The 25,373-nt window shown below is 72.5% G+C and carries 22 protein-coding genes; 9 read left to right on the top strand and 13 right to left on the bottom strand.

What is annotated here, in order from left to right; genetic code table 11:
* Nucleotides 1-39: 39 nt before the first annotated feature.
* Nucleotides 40-1,629 carry an alpha-amylase family glycosyl hydrolase gene (locus GSY65_RS02300; RefSeq protein ID WP_159765691.1) on the bottom strand — a complete coding sequence of 530 codons (1,590 nt, stop codon included), beginning with the start codon at nt 1,627-1,629 and terminating at the stop codon, nt 40-42.
* 64 nt (nt 1,630-1,693) lie between these two features.
* On the opposite strand from GSY65_RS02300, the gene GSY65_RS02295 reads away from it, so the two are divergent.
* Nucleotides 1,694-2,482: a class I SAM-dependent methyltransferase gene (locus GSY65_RS02295; protein ID WP_159765690.1), complete on the top strand. Its 789-nt coding sequence runs from the start codon at nt 1,694-1,696 to the stop codon at nt 2,480-2,482.
* A 100-nt stretch (nt 2,483-2,582) separates the two neighbouring features.
* Here the strand turns inward: GSY65_RS02295 and GSY65_RS02290 are convergent, their stop codons facing one another.
* The 7 genes from GSY65_RS02290 to GSY65_RS02260 form a co-directional block, all read right to left on the bottom strand.
* Nucleotides 2,583-3,098 carry an ATP-binding protein gene (locus GSY65_RS02290; RefSeq protein ID WP_159765689.1) on the bottom strand — a complete coding sequence of 172 codons (516 nt, stop codon included), beginning with the start codon at nt 3,096-3,098 and terminating at the stop codon, nt 2,583-2,585.
* A gap of 132 nt (nt 3,099-3,230) precedes the next feature.
* Complete coding sequence (locus tag GSY65_RS02285; protein ID WP_159765688.1) at nt 3,231-4,199, bottom strand: acetylxylan esterase; 969 nt, start codon at nt 4,197-4,199, stop codon at nt 3,231-3,233.
* Nucleotides 4,200-4,324: 125 nt separating this feature from the next.
* Entirely contained in the window at nt 4,325-5,923 is a 1,599-nt protein-coding gene (locus GSY65_RS02280; RefSeq protein ID WP_159765687.1) for a solute symporter family protein, read from the bottom strand.
* Nucleotides 5,917-6,372 carry a DUF485 domain-containing protein gene (locus GSY65_RS02275; protein ID WP_159765686.1) on the bottom strand — a complete coding sequence of 152 codons (456 nt, stop codon included), beginning with the start codon at nt 6,370-6,372 and terminating at the stop codon, nt 5,917-5,919. Before GSY65_RS02275 ends, GSY65_RS02280 begins: the two co-directional genes overlap by 7 nt.
* Nucleotides 6,373-6,596: 224 nt before the next feature.
* A complete protein-coding gene (locus GSY65_RS02270; RefSeq protein ID WP_159765685.1) occupies nt 6,597-7,181 on the bottom strand; it encodes an Rv1733c family protein in 585 nt (194 codons plus the stop codon).
* Between the two features lie 168 nt (nt 7,182-7,349).
* The gene (locus GSY65_RS02265; protein ID WP_443043284.1) at nt 7,350-8,156 is read right to left on the bottom strand and encodes a ferredoxin reductase; all 807 of its coding nucleotides are present in this window, start codon (nt 8,154-8,156) and stop codon (nt 7,350-7,352) included.
* A gap of 34 nt (nt 8,157-8,190) precedes the next feature.
* On the bottom strand, nt 8,191-8,796 hold the full coding sequence (locus GSY65_RS02260) for a sulfite oxidase-like oxidoreductase (RefSeq protein WP_159765684.1): 606 nt from the start codon (nt 8,794-8,796) through the stop codon (nt 8,191-8,193).
* Nucleotides 8,797-9,016: 220 nt separating this feature from the next.
* On the opposite strand from GSY65_RS02260, the gene GSY65_RS02255 reads away from it, so the two are divergent.
* The 4 genes from GSY65_RS02255 (at nt 9,017) to GSY65_RS02240 (ending at nt 13,698) form a co-directional block, all read left to right on the top strand.
* Complete coding sequence (locus tag GSY65_RS02255) at nt 9,017-9,763, top strand: GNAT family N-acetyltransferase (RefSeq protein ID WP_159765683.1); 747 nt, start codon at nt 9,017-9,019, stop codon at nt 9,761-9,763.
* 219 nt (nt 9,764-9,982) lie between these two features.
* Complete coding sequence (locus GSY65_RS02250) at nt 9,983-10,768, top strand: putative protein N(5)-glutamine methyltransferase (protein WP_159765682.1); 786 nt, start codon at nt 9,983-9,985, stop codon at nt 10,766-10,768.
* A gap of 191 nt (nt 10,769-10,959) precedes the next feature.
* The gene (locus tag GSY65_RS02245) at nt 10,960-12,975 is read left to right on the top strand and encodes an NADPH-dependent 2,4-dienoyl-CoA reductase (protein WP_159765681.1); all 2,016 of its coding nucleotides are present in this window, start codon (nt 10,960-10,962) and stop codon (nt 12,973-12,975) included.
* Between the two features lie 105 nt (nt 12,976-13,080).
* A complete protein-coding gene (locus GSY65_RS02240; protein ID WP_236579671.1) occupies nt 13,081-13,698 on the top strand; it encodes a PadR family transcriptional regulator in 618 nt (205 codons plus the stop codon).
* Nucleotides 13,699-13,770: 72 nt separating this feature from the next.
* On the opposite strand, the gene GSY65_RS02235 is transcribed toward GSY65_RS02240, so the two are convergent.
* Entirely contained in the window at nt 13,771-14,304 is a 534-nt protein-coding gene (locus GSY65_RS02235) for a hypothetical protein (RefSeq protein WP_159765680.1), read from the bottom strand.
* A gap of 158 nt (nt 14,305-14,462) precedes the next feature.
* On the bottom strand, nt 14,463-15,476 hold the full coding sequence (locus GSY65_RS02230; RefSeq protein WP_236579670.1) for a fibronectin type III domain-containing protein: 1,014 nt from the start codon (nt 15,474-15,476) through the stop codon (nt 14,463-14,465).
* Nucleotides 15,477-15,950: 474 nt separating this feature from the next.
* On the opposite strand from GSY65_RS02230, the gene GSY65_RS02225 reads away from it, so the two are divergent.
* Nucleotides 15,951-16,634, top strand: coding sequence for a glycoside hydrolase family 75 protein (locus tag GSY65_RS02225; protein WP_159765678.1), 684 nt, complete (start codon nt 15,951-15,953; stop codon nt 16,632-16,634).
* A gap of 110 nt (nt 16,635-16,744) precedes the next feature.
* Here the strand turns inward: GSY65_RS02225 and dhaM are convergent, their stop codons facing one another.
* The 3 genes from dhaM to dhaK all read right to left on the bottom strand — a co-directional run bounded on the left by dhaM (nt 16,745) and on the right by dhaK (nt 18,842).
* Nucleotides 16,745-17,155, bottom strand: a complete 411-nt coding sequence (gene dhaM, locus GSY65_RS02220) for a dihydroxyacetone kinase phosphoryl donor subunit DhaM (RefSeq protein WP_159765677.1) — start codon at nt 17,153-17,155, stop codon at nt 16,745-16,747.
* Nucleotides 17,148-17,756 carry a dihydroxyacetone kinase subunit DhaL gene (gene dhaL / locus GSY65_RS02215; protein ID WP_159765676.1) on the bottom strand — a complete coding sequence of 203 codons (609 nt, stop codon included), beginning with the start codon at nt 17,754-17,756 and terminating at the stop codon, nt 17,148-17,150. Before dhaL ends, dhaM begins: the two co-directional genes overlap by 8 nt.
* Before the next feature lie 93 nt (nt 17,757-17,849).
* Complete coding sequence (gene dhaK / locus GSY65_RS02210; protein ID WP_159765675.1) at nt 17,850-18,842, bottom strand: dihydroxyacetone kinase subunit DhaK; 993 nt, start codon at nt 18,840-18,842, stop codon at nt 17,850-17,852.
* A gap of 935 nt (nt 18,843-19,777) precedes the next feature.
* Here dhaK and GSY65_RS02205 point away from each other — a divergent pair.
* The 3 genes from GSY65_RS02205 (at nt 19,778) to GSY65_RS02195 (ending at nt 24,736) form a co-directional block, all read left to right on the top strand.
* The gene (locus GSY65_RS02205) at nt 19,778-20,515 is read left to right on the top strand and encodes a helix-turn-helix transcriptional regulator (RefSeq protein WP_159765674.1); all 738 of its coding nucleotides are present in this window, start codon (nt 19,778-19,780) and stop codon (nt 20,513-20,515) included.
* A gap of 149 nt (nt 20,516-20,664) precedes the next feature.
* Nucleotides 20,665-23,859 (top strand): BTAD domain-containing putative transcriptional regulator, encoded by a 3,195-nt coding sequence (locus GSY65_RS02200; protein ID WP_159765673.1) that lies wholly within the window; start codon nt 20,665-20,667, stop codon nt 23,857-23,859.
* A gap of 265 nt (nt 23,860-24,124) precedes the next feature.
* Nucleotides 24,125-24,736 (top strand): FMN-dependent NADH-azoreductase, encoded by a 612-nt coding sequence (locus GSY65_RS02195; RefSeq protein ID WP_159765672.1) that lies wholly within the window; start codon nt 24,125-24,127, stop codon nt 24,734-24,736.
* Nucleotides 24,737-25,373: the final 637 nt, after the last annotated feature.

Raw genomic sequence — 25,373 nt, 5'->3', positions numbered from 1 at the left:
GCCGCCCGGAACGGGGCTCCGGGCGGCCGGCCCCCGGCGTCAGCCGCCGACCTCGAAGATCCCGTAGCCGAAGCCCCGCGCCGCGATCCGCCCGCCGGCGACCTCCACGCCCCCCGCCTCCAGCGGGCGAGGCCCTGCGTCCGGCGGGTACGGGCAACTCACCTCGTTGCGCTGCGGGTTCACCACGACGAGGTAGCGCCCACCGCGCAGGTACACGAACGGGTACCCGAGGTGCAGCACCTCCACCGAGCCGCCTGGCCCCAGGGCGGGGGTGCGGCGGCGGAGGGCGATCAGACGGCGGACGAGATGGAGCAGGGAGGTGTCGTCGGCGCGTTGGGCGGCGACGGACGGGCGGTCCGGGGACGGGTCGACCGGCAGGTAGAGGCGGTCGGCGGGCGCGGTGGAGAACCCCGCGTTCGGACTGTCGTCCCACTGCATGGGGGTGCGGGACCCGGCCCGGTTGTAGCGGGGGCCGAGGACGCTGCCCTCCTTGTCGGGCAGGCCGGGCACGTACCGCATACCGATCTCGTCGCCGTAGTAGATCGCCGGGAGCGTCGGCCAGGTCAACTGGAAGACGAAGGCGGCGGGGAGCTGTTCCGCCGTGCGGGGGCCGCAGTTGAGGCGGGAGAAGTCGTGGTTGGCGGTGGGCAGGGAGATCGTGCCCGTGCCGTCGACGGCGGTGGTCGCCTGCCGCCACGCCTCGACGAAGGGGCGCGGTGAGCCCTTGCCGCCGGCGTCGAAGAAGCAGTCGAGGGGGTCCCAGCTCTCGTGGACGGTGCCCTCGCCGTTGCTCCACAGCGAGCGCAGCGCCAGGCCGTCGGCGGGGCCGCCGAAGTGGAGGAAGAAGTCGGCGTGGAACCCCGCCGGGATCGACACCTCCGGCTCGCCCCACTCGGCCAGGAGCACGGCGTCCGGGTGCGCGGTGTCCAGCCAGTGCCGCAGCTCCGTCCACACCCGGGCGGTCTCGGTCCTGCCGGGGTCGTCCTTCACCAGCGACGCCGCCATGTCGACCCGGAAGCCGGAGACGCCGAGGCCCAGCCAGTGGTCCATGATCGTGCGCAGGGCGGCGCGGTTGGCGCGCGGGCCGTCGGCGTCTACCGGCAGCCGCCACGGTTCGGCCGGGTCCTCGCGGGCGTAGCCGAAGTTCAGGGCGGGCTGGGAGTCGAAGAAGTTCGGCAGGTACGCGCCCGGCCGGGTGCCGGGGGAGTCGACGAAGCCGTCGGGCCGGCCCTCGGCCGTCCAGATGTAGCGGTGGTCGTCCGGGTCGTCCGCGGACGACCGGAACCAGGGGTGGTCGACGGACGTGTGGCCCGCGACCAGGTCCAGCAGGATGCGGATACCCCGGCGGCGGGCCTCGTCCACGAGCCGCGCCAGGTCGGCGTTCGAGCCGTAGCGGGGGGCGGCGTTCAGATAGTCGGCGACGTCGTACCCGGCGTCGCGGAACGGCGAGGCGAAGCAGGGGTTCAGCCAGACGGTGTCGACGCCCAGCCAGGACAGATGGTCGAGCTTCTCGCTGATGCCGGCGAAGTCGCCGACGCCGTCCCCGTCGGAGTCGGCGAAGGACTGCGGGTAGATCTGGTAGAAGACGGCGTCGGCCAGCCAGGTCGGGGCAGGACGGAACGAAGTCATGCCGTCGACCCTAGGCGAGCCCGCCCGTCGTCCGCTGCCCCGAGCCAAGGCCTAAGCTGAGCCGATGTTCACCCCGCAAGGCCCCAGCCTCCGCGAACTCGCCGTTCAGGCACTGTCCTCCGTCGAACACGGCTACGACCTTCTCGCACCCAAGTTCGACCACACCCCGTTCCGCACGCCGGACAGCGTCCTCGACGCGGTGGAACGGGCCCTGAGCGCGATGGGCCCCTTCGACCGCGGCCTGGACCTGTGCTGCGGCACGGGCGCGGGCCTGGAGGTGCTGCGCGGGCTGTGCCGGGAGAGCGCCACCGGTGTCGACATCAGCGCCGGGATGCTGGCGGTGGGCAGGGACCGGCTCGCCGCGGGGTCCGGGGACGACGGCGAGGACGGTGCCGCCGTCGGGTCTCCCCGCCTCGCCTGGGTGCGCGGCGACGCCCTCGCGCTGCCCTTCCGGCCCGTGTTCGACCTGGCCGTCAGCTTCGGGGCCTTCGGGCACTTCCTCCCGCAGCAGCTGCCGGGCCTGTTCGCGCAGGTCCACTCCGTGCTGCGGCCGGGCGGACGCTTCGCGTTCCCGCTCCCGGCGCCCGCCCCGCCCCGCTCGCCCTGGTACTGGGCGGCCCTCGGCTTCGACACCGCGATGCGGGTCCGCAACGCCGTCCGGCGGCCGCCCTTCGTCATGTACTACCGGCCGTTCCGCCTCGGCCGCGTCCGGCACGAGCTGGCACGGGCCGGGTTCGACGTCGAGCTGTTCGCCCTGCCCGAGTTCGGGTCGCGCCCGGACGGCAGCCCGCGCTGCCGGATGGTCGTGGCCACCCGCCCGGACACCCCCGGCGGCGGGGCCGCCGGGCGGTAGCGCGGGCTGCCGTCCGGTCAGAGGACGCTGTACGGGGTGTCGCCGAGTGCCGGGCGGGCGCTGTGTCACGCCGGGTCGGCGGCGGTCGGCACGCGGGGACTCACGCAGCACCGAAGAGGGGCACCGGCGCGACCGGTCTGTCGGGGTCGGCGCCGATGTCGGGACGCCGGGGCAGGCGCAGATGCGCGGTGATCTGTTTCCCCCGGCCGTGCGGTGTCACCGCCACGTGGTCGCTGACCGTGTGGACGAGGCGGAGTCCGTGGCCGCCGACGCGGTACCGGTCGCCGTCCCTGACCGTGGGATGAGAGGGGGACGTGTCCCACACGGTGATGGTCAGCGCCTCCTCGCTGAGCCGCAGCACGAGCCCGCACGGGCCGGGCGCGTGCCGGAGGGCGTTGGTGACCAGTTCGCTGACGACGAGTTCGGCGTCCCGTGCCAGGGGCGCCGGGACGGGGGTGCGGACGGTGTGCAGGGAATGGGCGAGGAGGGTGCGCAGCAGACGCCGGGCATCGGCCGCGCGGGCCGCGCCTGTGGCCCAGGTCGCGCCGGAGCGCAGCGTGAGGTGCTCGTCCGTGCCCTGCTCATCTGCCGCCTGCTTCCTGAGCGGGATGACCATACGGGGCTCTTTCGGTTGTGATCGCCGTTCTTCGGCGGCTTCCGACCATGCGGGTACCCGTGATGCGGACGGCGCATTCAGGGGTACCCGTTCGGCACGCGGACGTGGTGAGCCCGGTGAGGCGGCCGTTCCTCAGAGGCGCGAGGCCAGCCAGCGCAGTTTGGCCGCCTCCTGGTAGGGGCCGCCGCCCTCGTGGTCGTTGAACTCGTACACCTCGATCTGCTTGTCGTCCTCGGCCCACGCGTTGAACGCGGCGAACACGGTGGACGGCGGACACGTCAGGTCCTCCAGGGCCGCCGAGAACAGGGCCGGTGCCCGGCCGCGCGCGGCGAAGTGCACGCCGTCGAAGTAGGCGAGGGTCCGCTGGACGTCCGCCGCGCGACCGCGGTGCGTCTTCAGGTACTTGCCGATCTCGCGGTACGGGTCCCGGTCGGTGATCGTCGTGGAGCGCGGGAAGTCGCACAGGAACGGCACGTCGGGAGCGACGCCGACCAGGTCGGGGACCAGACCGCCGACCGCTATGGAGATGCCGCCGCCCTGGCTGGACCCGAGGACGGCGGTGCGGGAGGCGTCGGTGAGCGGGTGGGCGCGGGCGGCCTCCACCGCGCGGACGCCGTCCGTGTAGACGCGCCGGTAGTAGTAGTTCTCGGGGGCGTCGATGCCGCGGGTCATGAAGCCGGGGAAGGCGGGTGCGCCGCCGACCGGGTCCGGGGTGTCGCCGCCCCCGCCCCAGGCGCTGCCCTGGCCGCGGGTGTCCATGACGAAGTGCGCGTAGCCGGCCGAGGCCCACAGCAGATGGGTGTGGGGCAGACCGCGGCCGCCGCCGTACCCGATGAACTCCACGACCGTGGGCAGCGGCGCGGTCGCCCCGGCGGGCAGCACCAGCCAGCCCTTGACGCGGTGGCCGCCGAAGCCGGCGAAGGACACGTCGTGGACGTCGACGGTGGTCAGCTGGGTGTCGACCGGCTCGAAACGCGCGTCGAGGTCGTGCTCGCGGGACTCCTGGAGCGTCTTCGCCCAGAAGGCGTCGAAGTCCTCGGGCTCGGTTGAAGCGCTTCGATAACCACGGAGCTCGTCCAGCGGCAGATCGAACAGGGCCATGAAGGACCACCTTTTGAGTGCTCGGTGCGGATGATCACACCGTACGTGCGCGGTCGCGGGCCGCCAAGAGCCCCTCGGCTCCCGGCGGTCCGCGGCGGCCACGGTGCCGCCGTCCGGCGGCCCGCTCAGCGCTGGTCGGCGCCGATCAGCGCCCGGACCTCGAAGTCCTCGTACACGGTCTCCTCCTGCGGGGGACCGAGGAGTGAGCCCAGCCAGCCGAGCAGGAAGCCCGCCGGGATCGAGACGATGCCCGGATTCTGCAGCGGGAACCACGCGAAGTCGGCGTCCGGGTAGATGGAGTTCGGGGTCGAGGAGACGACCGGCGAGAACAGCACCAACAGCACTGAGGCCAGGAGACCGCCGTACAGGCTGAGCAGGGCGCCCCGGGCCGTGAACCCGCGCCAGAACAGGCTGTAGACGATGGTCGGCAGGATCGCGGACGCGGCGATCGCGAAGGCCAGGAACGCGAGGGTGGCCGTGTTGGTGCCCCAGGCGAGCAGCGCGAACAGCATGCCGAGGACGCCCATGAACAGGGCGGCGATCCTGGCGACGCCCAGTTCCTCCGTCTCCTTCGCCTTCCCCTTGCGGACGACCTCGCCGTACAGGTCGTGGGCGAGCGACGACGCCGCGGCGAGCGTGAGGCCCGCCGCGACGGCGAGCAGGGTGACGAACGCCAGCGCCGAGACGATCGCCGTGAGGACCTCGCCGCCGAGTTCGCCCGCGAGGAGCAGCACGGCCGCGTCGCCCTTGTGGTCGATGCCCTCGATGGTCTCCCGGCCCACGACGGCGGTGGCGCCGAGGCCCAGCACGGCGGCCATCAGACAGACGAACCCGACCAGGCCCACGGCCCACACCACCGAGGTGCGCAGCACCCGGGTCCGGCGGGGCGCGAGCAGCCGCATCATCACGTGGGGGAGCGCGGCGAGGCCCAGCACGATGGCCAGTTGCAGGCTGAGGAAGTCCAGTTTGCTGATGGGGCCGGCCCCGTAGCGCAGCCCCGGTTCGAGGTACGCGTCGCCGAGGCCGCTGCCCGCGGTCGCGGACGACAGCAGCGCGTCGACGTTCCAGTCGAAGCGGTTCAACACCATGACGGCGACGAGGGTGACCCCGGCGACGAGCATCACGGCCTTGACGACCTGGATGAAGGTCGCGCCCGGCATACCGCCGATCGCCGCGTAGATCGTCACGATGGAGCCGATGATGATCACGGTCATCGTCCTGGTGGTCGGCCCCGGCTCACCCACGAACTGCGTCAGCAGGGCGATGCTGCCGACCAGTTGGGCCACCAGGTACAGGGCGCACACGGTGAGGGTGCAGACGGCCAGCGCCAGCCGCACCGGCCGCTGCCGCCCCGGCAGGCGCCGGGCGAGGGTGTCACCCAGGGTGAACCTGCCCGAGTTGCGCAGCGGCTCCGCGACGAGCAGCAGCACCATCATCCAGGCGACGACCGTGCCGCAGAGGTAGAGCAGCCCGTCGTACCCGGTCAGGGCGACCAGGCCGGTGCTGCCGAGCAGGGTCGCGGCCGAGAGGTAGTCGCCGCACATGGCCAGGCCGTTGCGCAGCGGCGACATGTCCCGGTTGCCGAGGTAGAACTCGCCGATCTCGTCGCGTTGGGGCGCCGTCAGAAGCGCCGTGAACAGGGTGACCACCACGACCGACAGGAACAGGACGAAGGTCAGCCGCAGCCCGAACGCGTCGGCCACGCTCGCGGACACCGTCACCACGCGCGCAGCCGTCGCCCGGCGGGGAGGCGACGCTGCTCGCCCTCGTGGTCCTCCACCTGGGCGCGCAGCCGCCGCACGACCGGGTCGACGTTCTTGCGCATGTGCCGCACGTACAGCCACGCGGTCATGCCGATGACCGCGAACTGGGCGAGGGCGAGTGCCAGGCCCAGCGTCAGATGTCCGGCCAATCGCTGGTTCATCACGCCGGGGGCGAAACTCGACAGGACGACGTACGACAGAAATGCGCCGACGGAGAGCACCGTCGCCCACGTCCCGAATCTGCGATAGGCGGCACTCACGGAACGGAATTCAGGATGAGCGTGTATCGACTGACGCCCCGCGGCAGGGCCCCGCGGGGCGGGAGCGGGGGAAAACGGGTCGCCCCGCTGCTCGGACGGAGGTTGATGCGGGACGGAACTGCCGTACCGTGCCGTGGAGTCGGACACCATGCACCCTCTTTGCTGCTTTGTGTCTCACACGTGACGCCGACCGGTCATGGGATGTGTTCCCAGAGGAATTCGACCACTGCGGTGGTCACGTCGCGTGCGGAAATCGTGGGGGAGGGAGCGGAGTATGTCAGCGCGACGCTTGAAGTATCAACTGCTGCGTGGGGAGGATTTGTGTGAACGTTTCGAACCGGCCTCCATTCACGGCACGGCCTTCCTCCGCCCCGTCAGGCCCGGTGGTGTCCCCAGTCGGGGCCCGTGCGCGCCCACTCCCGCTCCCACTCGTCCAGGCGGCGCCGCACGGTGACACGGCGGACGGTGAAGTGCCCTGCCAGCACGACGCCGACGACTCCGGCCGTGGCGAACGTCCCCATGGACAGGGCGTGCTGCCAGACGGCGGTGTTCGTCGGCGGGGCCTGCACACTGCGGCCCGCCGCGTCCAGCCACACGTCGGCGCGGTCGCCGCGCTTCGTGCCCGCCGGGACACGCGCCTCACCCGTCCGTGAACCCCCGTTGGGTTCCGTCCAGCGGGCCCGGACCCAGTGCAGGGGCGGCTTGTCGCCGTGCGCCGAGGGCGTCGCGGCCGGGGCGTTCTCCACGACCACCGCGGTCACCAGGTCCCGCTCGGCCCGCTGCGCCGCGGCGTGCGCCCGCGCGTCCCCGTGGGCCCAGCGGCCCACCAGGAACCCGGCCGCCGGGGCGCCGACGACCAGCAGCATCAGGACGATCAGCACCGTCCACGCCTCGACGACGTCCGAGCGCCGACGCAGTGGATTGCGCCGCCACCGCCACCCGACCACCTGGCCTCGCATCTCACCCTCCCTCACCGGTACGGCCCTCGGTTACGAGAACGCCGGTTAGGACTGGTCCGCACTTCCGGTGTACCCGAAAGGAGCGGTGACAGCACCGTTCGCGCCGGAAATCATGGCGCCGGGAACGGGTGACAACCGTGGTGGAGGGAGCCCGGAGGCGGCGCGGGGTCAGCCGAAGCGTTCGATGCGGATGTGGTCCACCGGCTGACCGGCCTCGACCAGGAGCCGTGACGCGTGTTCCGCGAACGCGTTCGAGCCGCACACGTACGCCTCCCAGCCGCCCGGCGGCCGCTCGGCCAGCAGCGGTGCCACGTGGGCCGCCGACAGCCTGCCCACCGGCGCACCCTCGGGCGCCCGGCGGGTGAACACGGGCGTCGTCTCCGTGCCGTACTCCCGCGCGTAGATCAGCTCCTCGGGTCCGCGCGCGGACACCAGCAGCCGCAGTGGCACGTCGAGGCCCCGCAGCCGGTGGTGGCGGATCATCGACATCAGCGGTACGACGCCCGAGCCGGCGCCGAGCAGCAGCGCGGGCCGGTCGCCGGGCCAGGCGAAGAAACCGCTGAGCGGGCCCCGCACCTCCACCACGTCGCCGGGTCGGGCCTCGGTGTGGAACCAACCGGAGACCTCGCCGTCCTCCACGTGGTCCAGGGTCAGCTCGATGTGCCCGGTGTCGTCCGGCGGTGACGCCAGCGAGTAGTGGCGCTGGGCCCGGTATCCGTCCCCGGCGGTCAGCCGCAGCATCAGATGCTGGCCCGGCAGGTGTCCCGCCCAGCCCGGTACCGCGAACCGGAACGTGGCGACCCGCGGCGTCTCGCGCCGGATCTCCGTCAAGGTCGCGGTCTGCCAGAGGGTCGCCGCCCGGCTGCTCACGGCGATCCGCCCGGGCACGGCGAACCGCGTGGGCGGCGTGAACCCGGGGGCGGCCGTCCCACCGGCCGCCGTGACCGTGCCGGTCGTCCCGGCCGTGCCGGCCATGCCGCTCGGGCCGGCCTGTGTCGCCGTCGCTGTCTCAGTCACCGGAGTACCGCTGCTCCTCCCACGGGTTGCCCCGCGCGTGATAGCCGTTCTGCTCCCAGAAGCCGGGCTCGTCGTGGTCGAGGAGCCGGATTCCCGCGATCCACTTGGCGCTCTTCCAGAAGTACAGGTGCGGCACCAGCAGCCGGGCCGGGCCGCCGTGCTCGGCGGCCAGCGGCTCGCCCCCGTACTCCCAGGCGATCCAGGCACGCCCGCCGGTGAGGTCGGCGAGCGGCAGGTTCGTGGTGTACCCGCTGTGGGAGTACGCGACCGCGTGCGTGGCGGCGGGGTCGGGCCGCACCGCGTCCAGGAACACGTCCAGCGACACACCCCCGAAGCGCACCCCGAACTTCGACCAGCCCGTCACGCAGTGGATGTCACCCTCGTACACCGACCCGGGCAGCGCGTGCGCCGCGTCCCAGTCCCAGGTGTGCGGCCGCGCCACGAGCCCGTCGATCCGGAACGTCCAGTCGGCGGGCGACAGGGCGGGCGTGACCTCGGCGGACAGCACCGGCCAGTCGTCGCCCGCGTCGTACTGTCCGGGCGGCAGCCCCGGATTGCCGGCGCGGGGGCGCCCGGTGAACCCTCGGGTGACGTTCATACGAGTCCTACATGACGGCGGCGGTGACAGCTGGGCCATACAACGGTACGTGTCCGGCGCGGGTGCTCGATCATCGGGGCGGGCCGTGATCACTGCGGCCGTATGAACTCTTTCTCCGCGCCGGGAATAGCGGCTCCGTGATCCCCCTTGCCACTGTTGGCCGGCCCGGTCCCCTGAACGCGCCGGTGACCGTATGGCACCGGAGGAGAACGGAGAGCGCATGACCGAGTACGCGAGCGACCTCAGGGGCGCGGACACCGCGCCGCACGTCCTCGACAACCCCGCCCTCGCCTCCCTCACCGGGCCGCACGCCCACTTCGCCGAGCGGTCCGGCCGGGTGTTGCGCTACCCCGTCGACGTCTCGCCGTGGCTCGCCCTGCCCCACCACCCCGACGCCCACGACTGGGCCGACCTGGCCGCCCTGGCCGGCCCCGGCACGGAGGTCGCGGTCCCCGCCTACAGCGGGAGCTTCCCGGCCGACTGGGAGGTCACCTTCGACCTGGAGGGCGTCCAGTTCGTGGACGACGGGATCGCCGCCGCCCCGGACGCCGAGGCCGTACCGCTCGGCCCGGCCGACGTGCCCGAGATGCTCGACCTCGTGGAACGCACCCAGCCCGGCCCCTTCCTGCCCCGCACCGTCGAACTCGGCACCTATCTCGGCATCCGCCGGGACGGCGCGCTGATCGCGATGGCTGGCGAGCGGCTGCACCCGCCGGGCTGGACCGAGATCAGCGCGGTCTGCACCGACCCGGCCTTCCGGGGCGAGGGGCTCGCCACCCGGCTGATCCACGCCGTCGCCCACGGCATCCGCGAACGGGGAGAGACCCCGTTCCTGCACACCGCCGCGACCAACACCCACGCCATCCGCCTCTACGAGTCCCTCGGCTTCCGGCTGCGCCGCACGACCCGGTTCATGGCGGCCCGAGTGCCCGCCGTGGAGGCGGGGCAGGAGCGCGTCGCCGTGTGACGGAGGCGGTCGAGGCACCGGGCGCGTGGGGGTGCGGCGCTGCGGACGACCCGTCGTGACCATGGGGTAGGGTAACCGGGCCAGTCGCCACGGGACCGAGGAGGTGAGACCCATTACCGCTGTGTCAGGTCGGGTGCTCTCACCTCAACACCGCGCGGTGAACGGCCAATAGGCCACCGCAGGAGCGCCCTTCGGCCCACCGAAAGGCTCTCGGCTGTCATGCCACCTCTCACCACCGCCTCCGTCGTCACGGCCCTGCGCGCCGCGGGCTGCGTCTTCGCCGAAGAAGAGGCGCAGTTGATCCTCGCCACCGCACGGACCCCGGACGACGTCACCGCCATGGTCGACCGCCGCGTCTCCGGCGTCCCCCTCGAAGTCGTCCTCGGCTGGGCCGAGTTCGCCGGCCTGCGCATCGCCGTCGACCCCGGTGTGTTCGTCCCCCGCCGCCGCACCGAGTTCCTCGTCGAGCGGGCCCTCGCCGCCGTCCCCCACGCCTCGGTCGTCGTCGACCTGTGCTGTGGTTCGGGAGCGCTGGGGGCCGCCCTGGCCGCGTCGCTCCGCGGCGTCGAACTCCACGCCGCCGACATCGACCCGGCCGCGGTGCGCTGCGCCCGCCGCAACATCGCCCCGTACGGCGGCCACGCCCACGAGGGCGACCTGTTCGCCGCGCTGCCCGCCGGGCTGCGGGGGCGTGTCGACATCCTCGCGGCCAACGTGCCGTACGTCCCCACCGACGAGGTCGCGCTGCTGCCGGGCGAGGCCCGCGACCACGAGCCGCTCGTCGCCCTCGACGGCGGGACGGACGGCCTCGACGTCCTGCGCCGCGTCGCCGCCGAGGCGCCCCGGTGGCTCGCCCCCGGCGGCACCCTGCTCGTCGAGACCAGCGAACGCCAGGAGCCGCACGCCGTCGAGGTCGTCCGCGGTGCCGGTCTCGTCGCCGGTACGGCCGTCTCGGAGGAGAGAGCCGCCCACGTGGTCACCGGCACCAGACCGACGACCGTCTGACCGCCACCGCACGCAGGGGCGCGGGCCGGACGTCGTGGGTGCCCGAGTTGGTGCGCACCCCCACCGGGCCCGCCCTCGCGGCGTCAGGCCCTGCCTCGGTGTGGCCTTGCCCTCAGTCATTATGCAACTAGTTGCACAAACAGTGTGGGTCGTCTACAACCGTGGTGACGACGCCACGCATGGAGGCCCCGATGAGCCGATACCCCCACCTGCTGAGCCCTCTCGACCTGGGCTTCACCACGCTCCCCAACCGTGTGCTCATGGGCTCCATGCACGTCGGCCTGGAGGAGGCGGAGCGCGGCTTCGAGCGGATGGCGGAGTTCTACGCGGCCCGGGCCCGCGGGGGAGTGGGCCTCATCGTCACCGGCGGCATCGCGCCCAACGAGGCCGGACGCCCGTACGAGGGCGGCGCCAAGCTCACCACCGACGCCGAGGCCGCCCAGCACCGCGGGATCACCGACGCCGTCCACCGAGAGGGCGGTCGTATCGCGATGCAGATCCTGCACTTCGGGCGGTACGCCTACCACGCCGACCTGGTCGCCCCGAGCGCCCTCCAGGCCCCGATCAGCCCGTTCGTGCCGCACGCCCTCACCGACGCCGAGGTCGAGCAGACCATCGAGGACTACGCGCGGGCGGCCCGGCTGGCCCGCCGGGCCGGGTACGACGGCGTCGAGATCATGGGGTCCGAGGGCTACCTGATCAACGAGTTCACCGCCGCCGGGACCAACCACCGCGACGACCGCTGGGGCGGCTCGTACGAGAACCGCATGCGCTTCCCCGTGGAGATCGTGCGCCGGGTGCGCGAGGCGGTCGGCGAGGACTTCATCGTCGTCTACCGGCTGTCGATGCTCGACCTGGTGCCCGGCGGCTCTAGCCTCGGCGAGGTGGTCACCCTGGCGAAGGCCGTGGAGGCCGCCGGCGCCAACCTCATCAACACCGGCATCGGCTGGCACGAGGCCAGGATCCCCACCATCGCGACCTCCGTGCCGCGCGGCGCGTACACCTGGGTCACCAAGAAGCTCATGGGCGAGGTCGCCGTCCCCCTCGTCACCACCAACCGCATCAACACCCCGGAACTGGCGGAGGAGTTGCTGGCCGAGGGATACGCCGACATGGTGTCCATGGCCCGCCCGATGCTCGCCGACCCGGACTTCGTCAACAAGGCCGCCGAGGGCCGGCCGGAGGCCATCAACAGCTGCATCGGCTGCAACCAGGCCTGCCTCGACCACACCTTCAGCGGCAGGATCACCTCCTGCCTGGTCAACCCGCGCGCCTGCCACGAGACCGAGCTGGTGCTGTCGCCGACCCGGCTGCGCAAGCGGATCGCTGTCGTCGGCGCCGGGCCCGCGGGCCTCGCCTGCGCCGTGAGCGCCGCCGAACGCGGCCACGACGTCACCCTCTTCGACGCGGCGAGCGAGATCGGCGGCCAGCTCAACGTGGCCCGCAAGGTCCCCGGCAAGCAGGAGTTCGACGAGACCCTGCGCTACTTCCGCCACCAGCTCGACGCCCACGGCGTCGACGTACGGCTCGACACCCCCGTCACGGCCGACGACCTCGGCGCCTACGACGAGGTCGTCGTCGCCACCGGCGTCACCCCCCGCGTCCCCGACCTGCCGGGCGTCGACCACCCCAAGGTCGTCGGCTACCTGGACGTCCTGCGGGACGGCGCCCCGGTGGGCGAGCGGGTCGCGGTCCTGGGCGCCGGCGGCATCGGCTTCGACGTCGCCGAGTACCTGACCGACGGCGGGGAGAAGACGAGCGAGGACCCGGCGGCGTACTTCCGCCAGTGGGGTGTCGACATGGACTACCGCGCCCCCGGCGGCCTCGCCGCCCCCGAGCGCCCGGCCCCGCCGCGCTCGGTCCACCTCCTCCAGCGCAAGACCACCAAGGTCGGCGCCGGTCTCGGCAAGACCACCGGCTGGATCCACCGCACCGAGCTGAAGCACCGTGGCGTCGTCATGGTGCCCGGCGCGCAGTACGACCTGATCGACGACGCGGGGCTGCACGTCACCGTGGACGGCGTCCGCCAGGTCCTGGAGGTCGACACGGTGGTGCTCTGCACCGGTCAGGAACCGCGCCGCGACCTCTACGACACCCTCGTCGCCGCCGGTCGGACCGCCCACCTCATCGGCGGCGCGGACGTGGCGGCCGAACTGGACGCCAAGCGCGCCATCAAGCAGGGGACGGAACTGGCGGCGCGGCTGTAGCCCGAGGGCCGGGCGCCTGTGGTGGCACGGGCGGGGCGGCGAGTGCGACGGTTCCCCGCGGAGCGTGCAGGGGCCGGGCTCATCGGCCCTTCCTAGGATGAGCCCATGTCACTCCCGCACGCGATCCTCACCGCCCTGCTCGAAAAGCCCTCGTCGGGGCTGGAGCTGACCCGGCGGTTCGACAGGTCGATCGGCTACTTCTGGTCGGCGACGCACCAGCAGATCTATCGCGAGCTGGGAAGACTGGAGAGCGAGGGCTACATCCGCGCCCTGCCCGCCGAACGGCCCGCCCGGGGGCAGAAGAAGAGCTACGAGGTCCTCCCGGCGGGCCGCGAGGAACTGGCCCGCTGGACCTCCGCCCCCCAGGAACCCCGGCCGTGGCGTGACGCCCTCTTCGTGCGGCTGCGGGCCGCGGCGGTTGTCGGCACCACCGGCATCGAGGCCGATCTGCGGCGCCATCTCACTCTGCACGAGCGGCAGTTGGCGGAGTACGAGGAGATCGAGAAGCGGGACTTCGGGCCGGGCAGGGACTCCGCCCAGGACCGCCTCCAGCATCTGATCCTGCGGGCCGGCATCGACCTGGAGACCTTCTGGACCCAGTGGCTGCGGAACGCCCTGACGGAGTTGGAGGCCCTCCCGGACGCCGCGGCGCCGTACGGCAGCGGGCCACCGGACGACGGAGTGCCGGACGCCGGTGGGGGAGCGGCGGCGGGGCGGCCGTAGCCCGCGCCGGCCGGGCCGTGCGCACACGGGCAGGCGGTCGTCGGTGTCGCACGGCGACCGCCTGCCCGGTGTTCACAGCCGGTGCGGCTTGGCCCGGCGGCGCAGGTACCAGACCGCGGCCACCGTGCCGGCGGCCACCAGCGCGCCACCGCCCACCAGGGTGACGGTGCCGTACTCCTCGGTGGCACCGCCCACGCCGCCCATGACGCCCCGGGTGGGCGAGGCCGTCGCGGAGATCGTGGGCGTGGCGGCGGTGACGATGACGGACTGGGTGCCCGCCGTGGTCCCGTCCCGGCACACCACGATCACGGTGTAGGTCCCCGGGGTGACGCCGGTCCACGACGCCGACTGGCTGGTGCTCGTACCCACGAGGGTCGCCTGACGCCCCTGGGAGAAGTTCGCCTGCCCGCTCGCGAGCAGGGAGGCCGTACCGAACGCGCCGTTGGTGCTGTTCGGGCAATCGCTCGTGGTGACGGTGACCGAGGACCCGGTGGTGCTCACCGAGATCCCCGTGGGGACGGCGGCCGACGGCGTGGCCAGGGCGATCGGCAGCGCGGCGGCCGCCGTGGTCAGGCCGGAGCGGAGAAGGAGCTGAGACGTACGCATGGGTCTGCCCTCCGGCGGCACGGTCGGCGGCACATCCCTTGCGCCGCCGGGGAACGGAGGACCCGTGCTGCCTCAGGGCGAGCCAACGTGCCTCGCGCCCCGTCCGCATGCGGACAGCGACCGGGCAGGTGACGGGTTCCGCCGTGCGGGGGACGTCGTCACCCTCCCGTGGTCACCGTCCGCTCCGCCGAGAAGGCGCCCCAGGTGCCGTCCGGCAGCTTCGCCCGGATCCGCACGCGGTGCATCACCCCGGCCTCCCGGCCCGCGTAGAAGCTGTACGTGGCCCGGCCCCGCGGTGGGGTCCCGCCCCAGACGAGCGTCGTGGCGGGCCGCCCGTCGAGCTGGATCTCGTACTCCGTCACCATCCCGTCGGCGCGCGGCGGCACCCAGGACAGGTCGATGGAGTACGCCCCGTCGCTGAGGCGCGTGCCAGCCCGGAAGGCGGTGGGCGCGGTGCCCGCCGCGTCGCCCGCCCCCGGCCCGCCGTCCCCTTTCCCGGTGGTGAGGGTGAGGGCCCGGCTCGCGGGGGAGAGGTTGTCCGCGGCGTCCCGCGCCCGCACGGTGAAGGAGTAGCGGGTGCCGGGCCGCAGTCCCGTGACCACGGCCGCGGTCTGTTCCCCGCCCACGCTGTGGATCTTCGAGTCGCCCTGCAGGATGTCGTACGACACCACGTCCCGGTCGTCGGCCGACGGTCCCCAGGACAGCTGGGCCGCCGTGCCCCCGATCACCCGCCCGTCGAGGCCGGAGGGCCGGCTGGGGGCGCGCCGGTCGGCGACCCCGCCGGCGGGGGTGGTGGCCCGTACCTCGGCGCTGGGCGGCCCGAGGTCCCCGGCGGTACTGCGGGCGCGGACCGTGAACACATAGGTGGTGGACGGTCGCAGCCGGGTGACGTCCACCATGTGCGCGTCGCCGGGTACGTCCGTCACCTTCCGCTCACCGCGGTACACCTCGTACCCGGCGACCTCCGGCTCGCCGGACACCCGGTTCCACATGACGTGCACGCTGGTCGCGCTGCCCGCGGCGACGGTGACCCCCCGGGGAGCGGGCGGCGTACGACGACCCGGGCTCTCCCCCGTCCCGCAGGAGACGGCGAGGAGCAACGAGCCGCAGACCACCAGTGCCGGCACCGGCGACGACACCGGAACCGGCAGCGGCACGGGAACGCGTCGCACGATCCAGCCCCCTCGATCGTCGGCTCCGCGGGACAGGGAGCACACGGGCGGCACGGGTGAGCGGGTGCCGTGAGTGCCCCTGACACCGGATTGGTCTGTACCTGACCTCTTGTATGTATGCCATGCTGACGCGCCCACATCAAGAGGCGCGAGGGGCGGAGCCGAGCTGACGGGGGCGACCGCTCGGTTCACGGCGCGGCCCGCGGCTACGTATGCTGGTGCCCTGACGCGGCGTGAACTCGCACGCATGGCTGGTCAGTTCGCGTCGTACGGCGCGGGCCGCTGTCGTCGCCCACCCCGCGCCGGCCAGGGCGGCCGAGTGGCCGGGGCCGAGACGGACCGGGCCCTCGGCCGCGTCCTCGTGTGGGGGCGGTGTGCACCGTCCGGCCCCCTACCAGTGGCCTTCCTCTCCCGGCCCCTCCACCTTGGGGTGGTGAGTGACCGTCAGTGTCCCCCAGGAGAGGGTCCCTTATCGTGCGTGTCCGGTCGTTGACGCTGGCCGCCGCCGGCGCCGCCCTGTTGGCCCCCGTCACCCTGCCCGCCCTGGCCCACCAGCAGCAGTCCATAGAGCGTGAGGGTGCCGTGACGGCCGCGGAGCTGCTGGCGAAGGTCCGTGGCTGCGTCCGGGTGTCGGAAGGGCTCTTCCGCAGCGACGCCGACGCTCCCGCCGTCATCCCGGTCTGCGGTCTCGACCGCGCGGTGTACTGGAAGGCCGACATGGACATCGACTGCGACGGCCGCCCGAGCACGCGCTGCAACCGGACCACCGACCCGTGGTTCCAGCCCACGACCTCCTACCAGCAGTCCGACGGCCGCTACCTCAGCGCCGCCGATCTGCCGTTCGTCGTCCTCCCCGCCCCCAGCTCCGTCTGGGACTACCGCAAGCACGGCATCACGGGGGGCTCGGTCGCCGCCGTCGTCCACGGCGACCGCGTCCAGTACGCCGTCGTCGGCGACAACGGTCCGCAGAACATCATCGGCGAGGCCTCCTACGCCACGGCCGAGGGCCTGGGCATCCGCCCCGACCCCCGAACCGGCGGCGTCACCTCCGGAGTCACCTACATCGTCTTCGAGAACACCAAGGTCACCCCGATCGAGGACCACAAGGCGGCGGTGGAACAGGGGGAGGCGCTGGCACGCGAGTTCGTCCGGTCCTGACGCGCCGACCGGACGCGCCCGTACGCGGGACGGCCGCGCGGACGAGGTGTGAGCGTACGGGACGAGGGCCTGCCCGCCCCGGAGTGTGCGGGCAGGCCCGGGCGGAGCTGTCATTCCTTCCGGTACGTGTACGCCTCCGACGCGGCGGCTGCGACCGCCGCGAGGTCGGCTCCGGTGGAGGCGGTGACGACCGCGGCGACGGCGCCCTCGACGAACGGGGCGTCGACCAGACGGGTGCCCTCGGGGAGTTCGTCGCCCTCGGCGAGCAGGGCCTTCACGGTGAGGACGGCGCTGCCGAGGTCCGTGAGGACGGCGACCCCGGCGCCCCGGTCCACGGCCGCGGCCGCCTCCGCGATCAGCTCGGCGCTGGTGCCGAGCCCGCCGTCCGCGGTGCCGCCCGCCGGGGCGACCGGTACCTCGGCGCCCACGCCCGCGAGCCCCCGCGCCAGCTCGGCCACCGCGGAGGCCACGGCGGCGCTGTGCGAGACCAGCACGATGCCGACCGGCCGCACCTCAGCCACGGGAGACCTCCGCGGTGTCGGCGAGCGCGGCGACGAGCAGCGCGGCGGAGGTGGCGCCGGGGTCCTGGTGCCCGATGCTGCGCTCACCGAGATAGCTGGCACGCCCCTTGCGGGCCTGCAGCGGTGTGGTCGCCAGGGCGCCCTCCTCGGCGGCGGTCCGCGCCGCGGCGAAGGACCGGTCGAGCGCGTCGACGGCCGGCACCAGCGCGTCGATCATCGTCTTGTCGCCCGGTGCCGCACCGCCGAGCGCCATCACCGCCTCCACGCCCGTCCGCAGCGCCGACGCGAGGTCGGTGTCGCTCACCTCGGCCGCGTCGCCGAGCGCCTTGCCGGTGCGCCGCAGCAGCGTGCCGTACAGCGGACCCGACGCCCCGCCCACTGTCGAGATCAGCTGACGCCCGGCCAGCACGAGCACGCCGCCGGGCGTGTCCGGGGCCTCCTTCTCCAGGACGGACCGCACGGCGGTGAACCCGCGGTGCAGATTGCTGCCGTGGTCGGCGTCCCCGATCGGCGAGTCGAGCGCCGTGAGCCGGTCGGCCTCGCGTTCCACCGAGGCCGCTGTGGCCGTCATCCAACGACGGAAGAAGTCGGCGTCGAGCACGGGTTCTCCTTGCGTGGTACGAGAAGTCAGCGGACTGGGCCTTGGGGGGCGTACCCCCGCACGTACCGTACGCACCGTGCGGGGGCCGACGGATCACATGCCCCAGCGCAGCCCCGGAGTCCGCACGGGCGCGTCGTACAGCCGCAGCGTCTCCTCGTCGATCTGGCACAGCGTCACCGACGCGCCGGCCATGTCGAGGGAGGTGACGTAGTTGCCGACGAGCGTGCGGGCGACGGCGACACCGCGCTCGGTGAGGGCCCGCTGCACCTCGGCGTTGAACCCGTACAGCTCCAGCAGTGGTGTGGCGCCCATGCCGTTGACGAGGAGCAGGACGGGGTTGCGGGGGCTCATGTCGTCCAGGAGGGCGTTCACGGCGAAGTCGGCGATCTCGCGCGAGGTCATCATGGCGCGCCGCTCACGCCCCGGCTCGCCGTGGATGCCGACCCCCAACTCCAGCTCTCCGGCGGGCAGGTCGAAGGTGGGGCTGCCCTTGGCCGGGGTCGTACAGGCGCTGAGCGCCACGCCGAAGCTGCGGGAGTTCTCGTCGACCTGCCGGGCCAGGGCCGCGACCCGCTCCAGCGGCTGCCCCTCCTCGGCGGCGGCGCCGGCGATCTTCTCCACGAAGAGGGTGGCGCCGGTGCCGCGCCGCCCGGCGGTGTAGAGGCTGTCGGTCACGGCGACGTCGTCGTCGACGAGCACCTTGGCGACCTGGATGCCCTCGTCCTCGGCGAGTTCGGCCGCCATGTCGAAGTTGAGCACGTCACCGGTGTAGTTCTTCACGATGAACAGCACACCGGCGCCGCTGTCCACGGCCGAGGCGGCCCGTACCATCTGGTCCGGGACGGGCGAGGTGAACACCTCGCCGGGGCAGGCCGCCGACAGCATGCCCGGCCCCACGAATCCGCCGTGCAGCGGCTCGTGCCCCGAACCGCCGCCGGAGACCAGCGCCACCTTCCCGGCGACCGGCGCGTCGCGCCGCACGACCACCCGGTTCTCCACGTCCACCGCCAACTCGGGATGAGCGGCGGCCATGCCCCGCAACGCGTCCGCGACGACGGTCTCCGCGACGTTGATGAGCATCTTCATGGGGGTCTCCTCATGGGCTTAGCAGGTGGCCTTTGACCTGTGTTTTCGCTGGTCAGACCGGTTCGGTCACTGCTCGATCTTGGCGGTCCGTAGCGGTCGGGAGCGGGTGGTGGCGGTACTGATGCTGACTTAATGCTGACCTTGATGACGTCACGTCAGATTCTGCGACAGATCGACGGCGTGGCGAACGGGGTCCTACAGAGGCAGTATCGACCTTGCGGCTGCGAAGGTCACGTGGGCGGCAGCCGGAGAGCACGACTGGCGCTCGACAGCAGGATCAGTGGACCCGCAGCTTCGACATCGGCTCGGGAGCACACGCGTCCGGGCAGTCTCCACGTCCCGGAGGACTGGGCAGGCGCCTGTGTCAGCCTTCTGCGGGAGGGGTTTGCCCGGTCGGTTCGCGGCGGGCACGGTGAGTTGTTACCGGCGGCGACTGACGGCGTCCTGTCGATGTTGCTGAACTGGTCCTGGCGTCCCCTCTCAAGAGGGGACTGAATGAAAACAGCTAACCTGCTTGGTAACGTCCCTGCTCAGCAAGTGTCGACCCCGCGCCCGCGGGGATGCTCCGTGCCTCAACTGGTTGTTGGCCTGCGGATCTCGGTCGGCCCCGCGCCCGCGGGGATGCTCCGTAGGCGACACAGGCCCCGCCGTCCTGTTCCGCCTCGATGACCTGGGCAAGCGCTGCCTCGTCGCGGAAGAACAACAGGTCGCCGTAGCCGCTGCCGTCACCGTCCCTGACCAGGACGCGCCTGATGATGCCGTCCTGCCCGCTCGTGAACTCCTCCTCGAAACGGTCGGAGGCAGTGAGCAGCGTGTCCTCGGACACGCCTTCCCTGAGCTGGAACGGGGCCAGTGCGATGCACATGGCGGTTTTCCTCTCGTGGTGGGCGGCCCACGCTAGAGGCCAATGTGTCAGCGGATGGCATATTGGAGGGATGGGCGGTGGTCACGCCCGGGAGTGCCGGGTTCTGCGCCTCGACAAGCTGAAAGCGCTGCTCGCCGGGCGCGAGTACTCCACGGCCGCCGAACTGGCGGCGGAGCTCGGTATCAGCAGGCGCACCCTGCACCGTGATCTCGTCCTGCTGCGGGAGACGGGGATCCCTGTTGAGGGCGATCGTGGGACGTGGGGCGGGCTGCGACTGGAGGCCGGCTGGTCGCTGGGGCGCGTTCATCTGAACGAGGCGGAGGCCCTCGGTCTGCTCCTGGGTCTCACCATCGCGGAGAAGGTCGGCAGTCCGCTGCTGCTGGACGACCTGGACTCCGTCACCCGCAGGCTCGCCGCGGCCTTCGCGCCGGCGCAGGCACGGCGCATCCGTGCTCTGCGCAGCCGGATCCTGACCGGGCAGGCCGCGTCCGCGCGGGTGCTCGCGGGGTACACCGCGCCTCCGTCCGCGGTGCCGGGGCAACCGCTCGATGCGTTCGCCCGGTGCCGCACCGTCCTGGTGCGGTACGAGGACCGGCACGGAACGGTGACCGGACGCGAGATCGAGCCCCAGTTCCTCTACTGCAGCCTGCCGGTCTGGTACGTCCTCGCGTGGGACCTGCTGCGGGGCGGCATCCGTGCTTTCCGCGTCGACCGCGTACGCGTCCTGCGCGGGGCGGCCACCGAATTCCGGCTGCGTCCGGCCGCCGCGTTCAGGGCGGCCGGGGAGGAGGCGGCGCGGACCCTGTGAGGGTGGCGTTCACCCGCCTTGGCGTGTCCGCGTCGGAAAATCGACCGACATCTTCTGCGCAGCGCGGTCCTCACGCAACAGAGAAAGTGGCAATATAGGGCAATCCAATATAAAGAGTCTTCTTCTCGCGCAGTATGAGGAGAGAGCGGGTGGACATTCACCTTCTCGGCCCCCTGGCACTGGTGATCGACGGCCGGCCCTGTGACCTGCCCTCACGTGCGGAGTGCTCCGTCCTCGCCCGGCTCGTCCTGACCGCCGGCAAGCTCGTCACGGCCGACACCCTCATCGACGCCTTGTGGGCCGACCGGCTGCCGGCCGACCCGGGCAACGCCCTGCAGATACGCGTGTCCAAGCTGCGGCGGGCGCTCGCGGCCATGGGTGCCCCGTCCGACCTGATCGTCACCAGACCGCCGGGATATGTCCTACAGGTGGGCCCGGAGCATGTCGATCTTCACCGGTTCACCCGCCTCGTCGCTGACGCGCGCCACCTCGCGATCCACGCGCCGACCGAAGCCGTCCTGCGCTACGAGGAGGCACTCGGCCTGTGGCGGGGCCCCGCACTCGTCGACTTCATCGACGAGCCGTGGGCGACGACCGAGGCGACGCGTCTGGAGGAACTGCGCCTCACCGCGCAGGAGGAGCGCGTCGATCTCCTCCTCGCCATGGGGCGCCATGCGGAGCTCGTCGCCGAACTGGAATTCCTGACCGGTGAGCACCCCCTGCGGGAACGGATGCAGGGCCAGCTCATGCGGGCCCTGTACGGAGCGGGACGGCAGGCCCAGGCCCTGGAGGTCTACCAGCGCACCCGGGTCATGCTCGACGCGGAACTCGGTCTGGAACCGTCCGCGGAACTACGCGCCCTCGAGCAGGCCATCCTCCGGCAGGACCCGGCCCTGCACACCGCCCGCCAGCCCGAGCACCGTCGGGCCGGCAATCTGCCGGCCCGACTGAAGTCCTTCGTGGGCAGAGACGCCGAACTCGGGCGTCTTCACGAGATGCTCGGTGAGCACCGACTCGTCACGCTGACCGGCATGGGCGGCGTGGGCAAGACCACCTTGGCGGTGGAGGCCGCCCAGGAGTTCACCGATCGTCTCGACGGTGTGTGGATCGTCAGACTCGCCCCGGTGACCGACCCGGCGCGTGTCGCAGCGGCTGCGGCGGACAGCCTGGGAGTGGCCCACGGCGCGGAGGATGCGGGACCGAATCTGATCAGCATGCTCCGTACCCGTTCCGCGCTGCTGCTCCTGGACAACTGCGAGCACCTCGTGCAGGCCTGCGCCGAGCTCGCCGAAGAACTCCTCGCGGCCTGCCCCGGCCTCCGGATCCTGGCCACCAGCAGAGAACCGCTCGGCCTGACGGGAGAGGCGCACTGTCCCCTGCTGCCGATGGACGTCCCTCCTCAGGGCACCGAACTCACCCGCGCCCAGGAGTACGACGCCGTCCGGCTCTTCTGCGACCGGGCGCGCAACGCGCATCCCTCTTTCGCTCCCCACGCCGACGACGTCTCCGCGGTGACACGGATCTGTCGCGCACTCGACGGCATCCCCCTCGCGCTGGAGCTGGCGGCGGCGTGGACCAGGAGCCTGCCCGTCGCGGAGATCGAGGTCCGGCTGAACGACCGGTTCGCCTTCCTGGACAACGGCCCGAGGACGGCCTCCGCCCGGCAGCGCACCCTGCGTGCCGCCGTCGACTGGAGCTACGACCTGCTCTCCGGGCCCGAGCGGGCTCTGCTGCGAAGGCTCTCGGTGTTCCGCGGCGGCTTCGAGCTGCGCGCGGCCGAGCAGGTCTGCGAGGCGGGCGAGGTGCGTCGCGAGGAGGTCGTGAGCCTGCTGCGCCACCTGGTCGACCACTCCCTGGTCGTCCCCGGCAGCGGGCCCCGCGCGCGATTCCGTCTCCTGGAGACCCTGCGGCAGTACGCGGCCACGCGGCTGCGGGAGAGCGGGGAGGAAGCGGCCGTCACCGACGCCCACGTCGCCTACTACGCCCGGACCGTCGAGACGGCCAAGTCCGAGACGCGGGGACCGGGACAGAGCGAGTGGCTCTCCTGGCTGTCGGCGGAGAGAGACAACCTCCGCACGGCGCTCCACAGGGCCCGGGCCACGGCGGGGGCCGACCCGGACCGAGGACTGCGTTTCGTCGCGTCCCTCGGCTGGCTGTGGTACTTCGCCAGCCACCGCGAGGGCGTCGACGAGATCACCGCGATGCTCGACGCGGCCGGAACGGCCGGTGTCCGGGCACGAGGTCTCGCCCTGCAGACCCAGGCGCTGGTCGGCCGCCCCGGCGCCTGCGTGGTCCATCCCGATCCGGCCTGCGCCGTGGCGGCGGAGGAATCCCTGCGCCTGCTCGTCGAAGCGGGTGACGAGTACAACGCCGCTTACTCCCGCCTCTTCCTGGCGGTGGAGGGCGCCTCGGGTAAGAACACCGGGACGTGCCTGGCGCAGGCCGCGCAGGCCACCGGTGTTCTGCGAGATCAGCGTGACCGCTGGGGGACCGCTCTGGGCTCCTTCGTCGAGATGGAACTGCGGTTCGCGCTCGGCACCTTCGACAGGGCCGCCGAGTGCGGTGAGCGCGCCCTGGCCGACTTCCGCAGCGTCGGTGACCACTGGGGTACCTCCGCCATCCAGTACCACCTCGGCATGGCGCTGCACCGTGCGGGCCGACTCCGCCAAGCGCTCGTCGCCTACCAGGGTGCCTGGGCGGACGGCAGGAGGATCGGCCTGGCCAACACCGTTCAGTACGCGCTGGCGAACATGGGCCACGTCGAACTCAACCTGCAGGATGCGCGCACGGCTCAGCAGCATTTCGAGGAATCCCACCAGACGGCGCGGGCCCTCGGCGCCAGGGGCAACCCGCTGGCCGCGCTGGGGCAGGCCTACCTGGCGCGGCAGCAAGGCGACCTGCCCACCGCCGCCCGCCATGCCGAGGCGGTCCTCGAGTACCTGGCGGGACAGGACAAGCCCGACTGGTCGGCGGCGGCGCTGACCTGCCTCGGTCACGTCGCGGAACTTTCGGGTGACCTCGCTCTCGCCGAGGAACGCCACCGGCAGGCCCGCGCGACAGCCGCCAGGACCCCTGGTTCCCCGGCCGTGGCGGCCGCCGCCGAGGGTCTGGCCTGCGGCTGTGCCGCACTGGGCGACGGCAGTGCTGCGACGCGCCTTCTGAGCGAGGCGGCACGCCATCGCCGTATGCACCACACCCCACCGTCGCCTCTGGAGAGCCAGGACATCGAACGAGCCTCCCTGCGGGCCCGTTCCCTCCTCGGGGACGACGCCTACCGCAGGATCTACGCCGAGGCGTCCGACATGGTCGCGGACGGCAGGGCCAGCGCCCAGGCCGCCGACTGACGACCGCCCGACCGTCCACCCGCCGGCGAGGGTGAACGATGTGGCCCGAACGGCGCTCAGCGCTCCATGCCGGTCCGCCGCCCGCGGCATCCGGTGGAAGGCCGAGGCCGATACGGTGCCCGCGTACCCCCGCCGATCGAGCCGGACAGTGGGTGGACAGCACACGGACAGAGAGAACCCCGACGGTGGTGGCAGAGCCAAACAGGCAAAAGCCGTCATTGACGGTAATCGCCTCCATCGCGACGTCACCGACACGGGGTGTGCCATGGACAGCCTTCTGCACGTCGTCTGCTCTCCCCGGGCCACCGCCTCCCTGTCGCTCGCCCTGGCCGATGTCTTTCTGGACGCCTATCGCGAAGCGCATCCGACGGCCGTCGTGGACACCTTCAACCTCTGGGACGGGACGTTGCCCGCGTTCGGCCCGACCGCCGTCGGCGCACGCGCGGGGATACTGGCGGGTCAGGAACTGGGAGGCCCGCAGGAAGAGGCATGGGCCGCGGTCACCGAGACCTTCGAACGGTTCGCCGCGCACCGGCACTACCTCTTCAGCGTGCCGGTCTGGAACGGGGACATGCCCTACGTGCTGAAACAGTTCATCGACGTGGTCTCACAGCCGGGCCTGCTCTACCGGCCCGACGACGCGGCACGCGGACTGCTCACCCAGCGCAAGGCCGCGATCATCCGGACCGGTTCCGGCTACGGGCCCACGCCGCCGGACGGCACGTCGTCCCCCACCGGTCTCGAAGCGTGGCTTCGGTGGTCCGGCATGGAGGAGGTCAGGCAGGTCCTCCTCCGCCACGATCCCGCTGCACCGGAGGCCGCCCTGTCCTACCGGCTCGCCGAGAACCATGTCAGGGAACTGGGTTCCACGTTCTGAAAAGCCCGCGCCATGACACCCGGAGGCCGGCTGCCCGAGCCGGAGGTGGAGGGGAGCCGGGGCCGTCACGTCCGAACGACGTTGGCGTCGGGCGGCAGGCGGGGTTCCAGCCGCACGGGTGGTGCCCCGCTCGTGGCCGAGCCGGGCGCCAGCCGCTCACCACCATGTGGGTGCAGGGCTTCTGGTCAGCGGCCCACTCCGCCTTGGTCCGCACCGTGTAGGCACCGGCGAACGCGCCCAGGCGGGCGACCGTGTTCGCGCGGAGTTCGGCGTCACTCACGCCGGGGCCGGCGGTCAGGCCGATGGCGCTGAAGGCGTCGTCCCGGCCGAGCAGCCTGGTCTGGGCCGTCCGGGTGTCGAACCAGAAGCGCGCGGAGCCCGGATTGGCCACCTTGAAGGTGGCGGCACCCGCGATCCGGTTCCGGAACTCCCCGGCGGGGGTGATGATCCGACCCCGGACGGAGGAACCGATATCGCCGGCGTCACTGGGTGTCTCCTGTCGTGGGTGGGGTCTCTGCCGTGCCGCAGAGAACGGAAGCGTCGTCCGCCGGAGCGGCGGGCCGTCCCCCGCCTGCGCCTACGGCACAGCCGTCACCCCGGCGCGGTGTCCGCTTCCCGGGTGACGGCGGTGCGTGAG

This window comes from Streptomyces sp. HM190 (assembly GCF_009857135.1).
Lineage (GTDB): Bacteria > Actinomycetota > Actinomycetes > Streptomycetales > Streptomycetaceae > Streptomyces > Streptomyces heilongjiangensis.
The sequence above is the reverse complement of the archived record's forward strand: the minus strand, read 5'-3'. Positions and strand labels throughout refer to the sequence as shown.

Bases quoted from the DNA above. Each gene is read 5' to 3' on its own strand.
- GSY65_RS02300 (WP_159765691.1), bottom strand. From the start codon at position 1,629: ATGACTTCGTTCCGTCCTGCCCCGACCTGGCTGGCCGACGCCGTCTTC.
- GSY65_RS02295 (WP_159765690.1), top strand. From the start codon at position 1,694: ATGTTCACCCCGCAAGGCCCCAGCCTCCGCGAACTCGCCGTTCAGGCA.
- GSY65_RS02290 (WP_159765689.1), bottom strand. From the start codon at position 3,098: ATGGTCATCCCGCTCAGGAAGCAGGCGGCAGATGAGCAGGGCACGGAC.
- GSY65_RS02285 (WP_159765688.1), bottom strand. From the start codon at position 4,199: ATGGCCCTGTTCGATCTGCCGCTGGACGAGCTCCGTGGTTATCGAAGC.
- GSY65_RS02275 (WP_159765686.1), bottom strand. From the start codon at position 6,372: ATGGTGTCCGACTCCACGGCACGGTACGGCAGTTCCGTCCCGCATCAA.
- GSY65_RS02270 (WP_159765685.1), bottom strand. From the start codon at position 7,181: ATGCGAGGCCAGGTGGTCGGGTGGCGGTGGCGGCGCAATCCACTGCGT.
- GSY65_RS02265 (WP_443043284.1), bottom strand. From the start codon at position 8,156: ATGGCCGGCACGGCCGGGACGACCGGCACGGTCACGGCGGCCGGTGGG.
- GSY65_RS02260 (WP_159765684.1), bottom strand. From the start codon at position 8,796: ATGAACGTCACCCGAGGGTTCACCGGGCGCCCCCGCGCCGGCAATCCG.
- GSY65_RS02255 (WP_159765683.1), top strand. From the start codon at position 9,017: ATGACCGAGTACGCGAGCGACCTCAGGGGCGCGGACACCGCGCCGCAC.
- GSY65_RS02250 (WP_159765682.1), top strand. From the start codon at position 9,983: ATGCCACCTCTCACCACCGCCTCCGTCGTCACGGCCCTGCGCGCCGCG.
- GSY65_RS02245 (WP_159765681.1), top strand. From the start codon at position 10,960: ATGAGCCGATACCCCCACCTGCTGAGCCCTCTCGACCTGGGCTTCACC.
- GSY65_RS02240 (WP_236579671.1), top strand. From the start codon at position 13,081: ATGTCACTCCCGCACGCGATCCTCACCGCCCTGCTCGAAAAGCCCTCG.
- GSY65_RS02235 (WP_159765680.1), bottom strand. From the start codon at position 14,304: ATGCGTACGTCTCAGCTCCTTCTCCGCTCCGGCCTGACCACGGCGGCC.
- dhaK (WP_159765675.1), bottom strand. From the start codon at position 18,842: ATGAAGATGCTCATCAACGTCGCGGAGACCGTCGTCGCGGACGCGTTG.
- GSY65_RS02205 (WP_159765674.1), top strand. From the start codon at position 19,778: ATGGGCGGTGGTCACGCCCGGGAGTGCCGGGTTCTGCGCCTCGACAAG.
- GSY65_RS02195 (WP_159765672.1), top strand. From the start codon at position 24,125: ATGGACAGCCTTCTGCACGTCGTCTGCTCTCCCCGGGCCACCGCCTCC.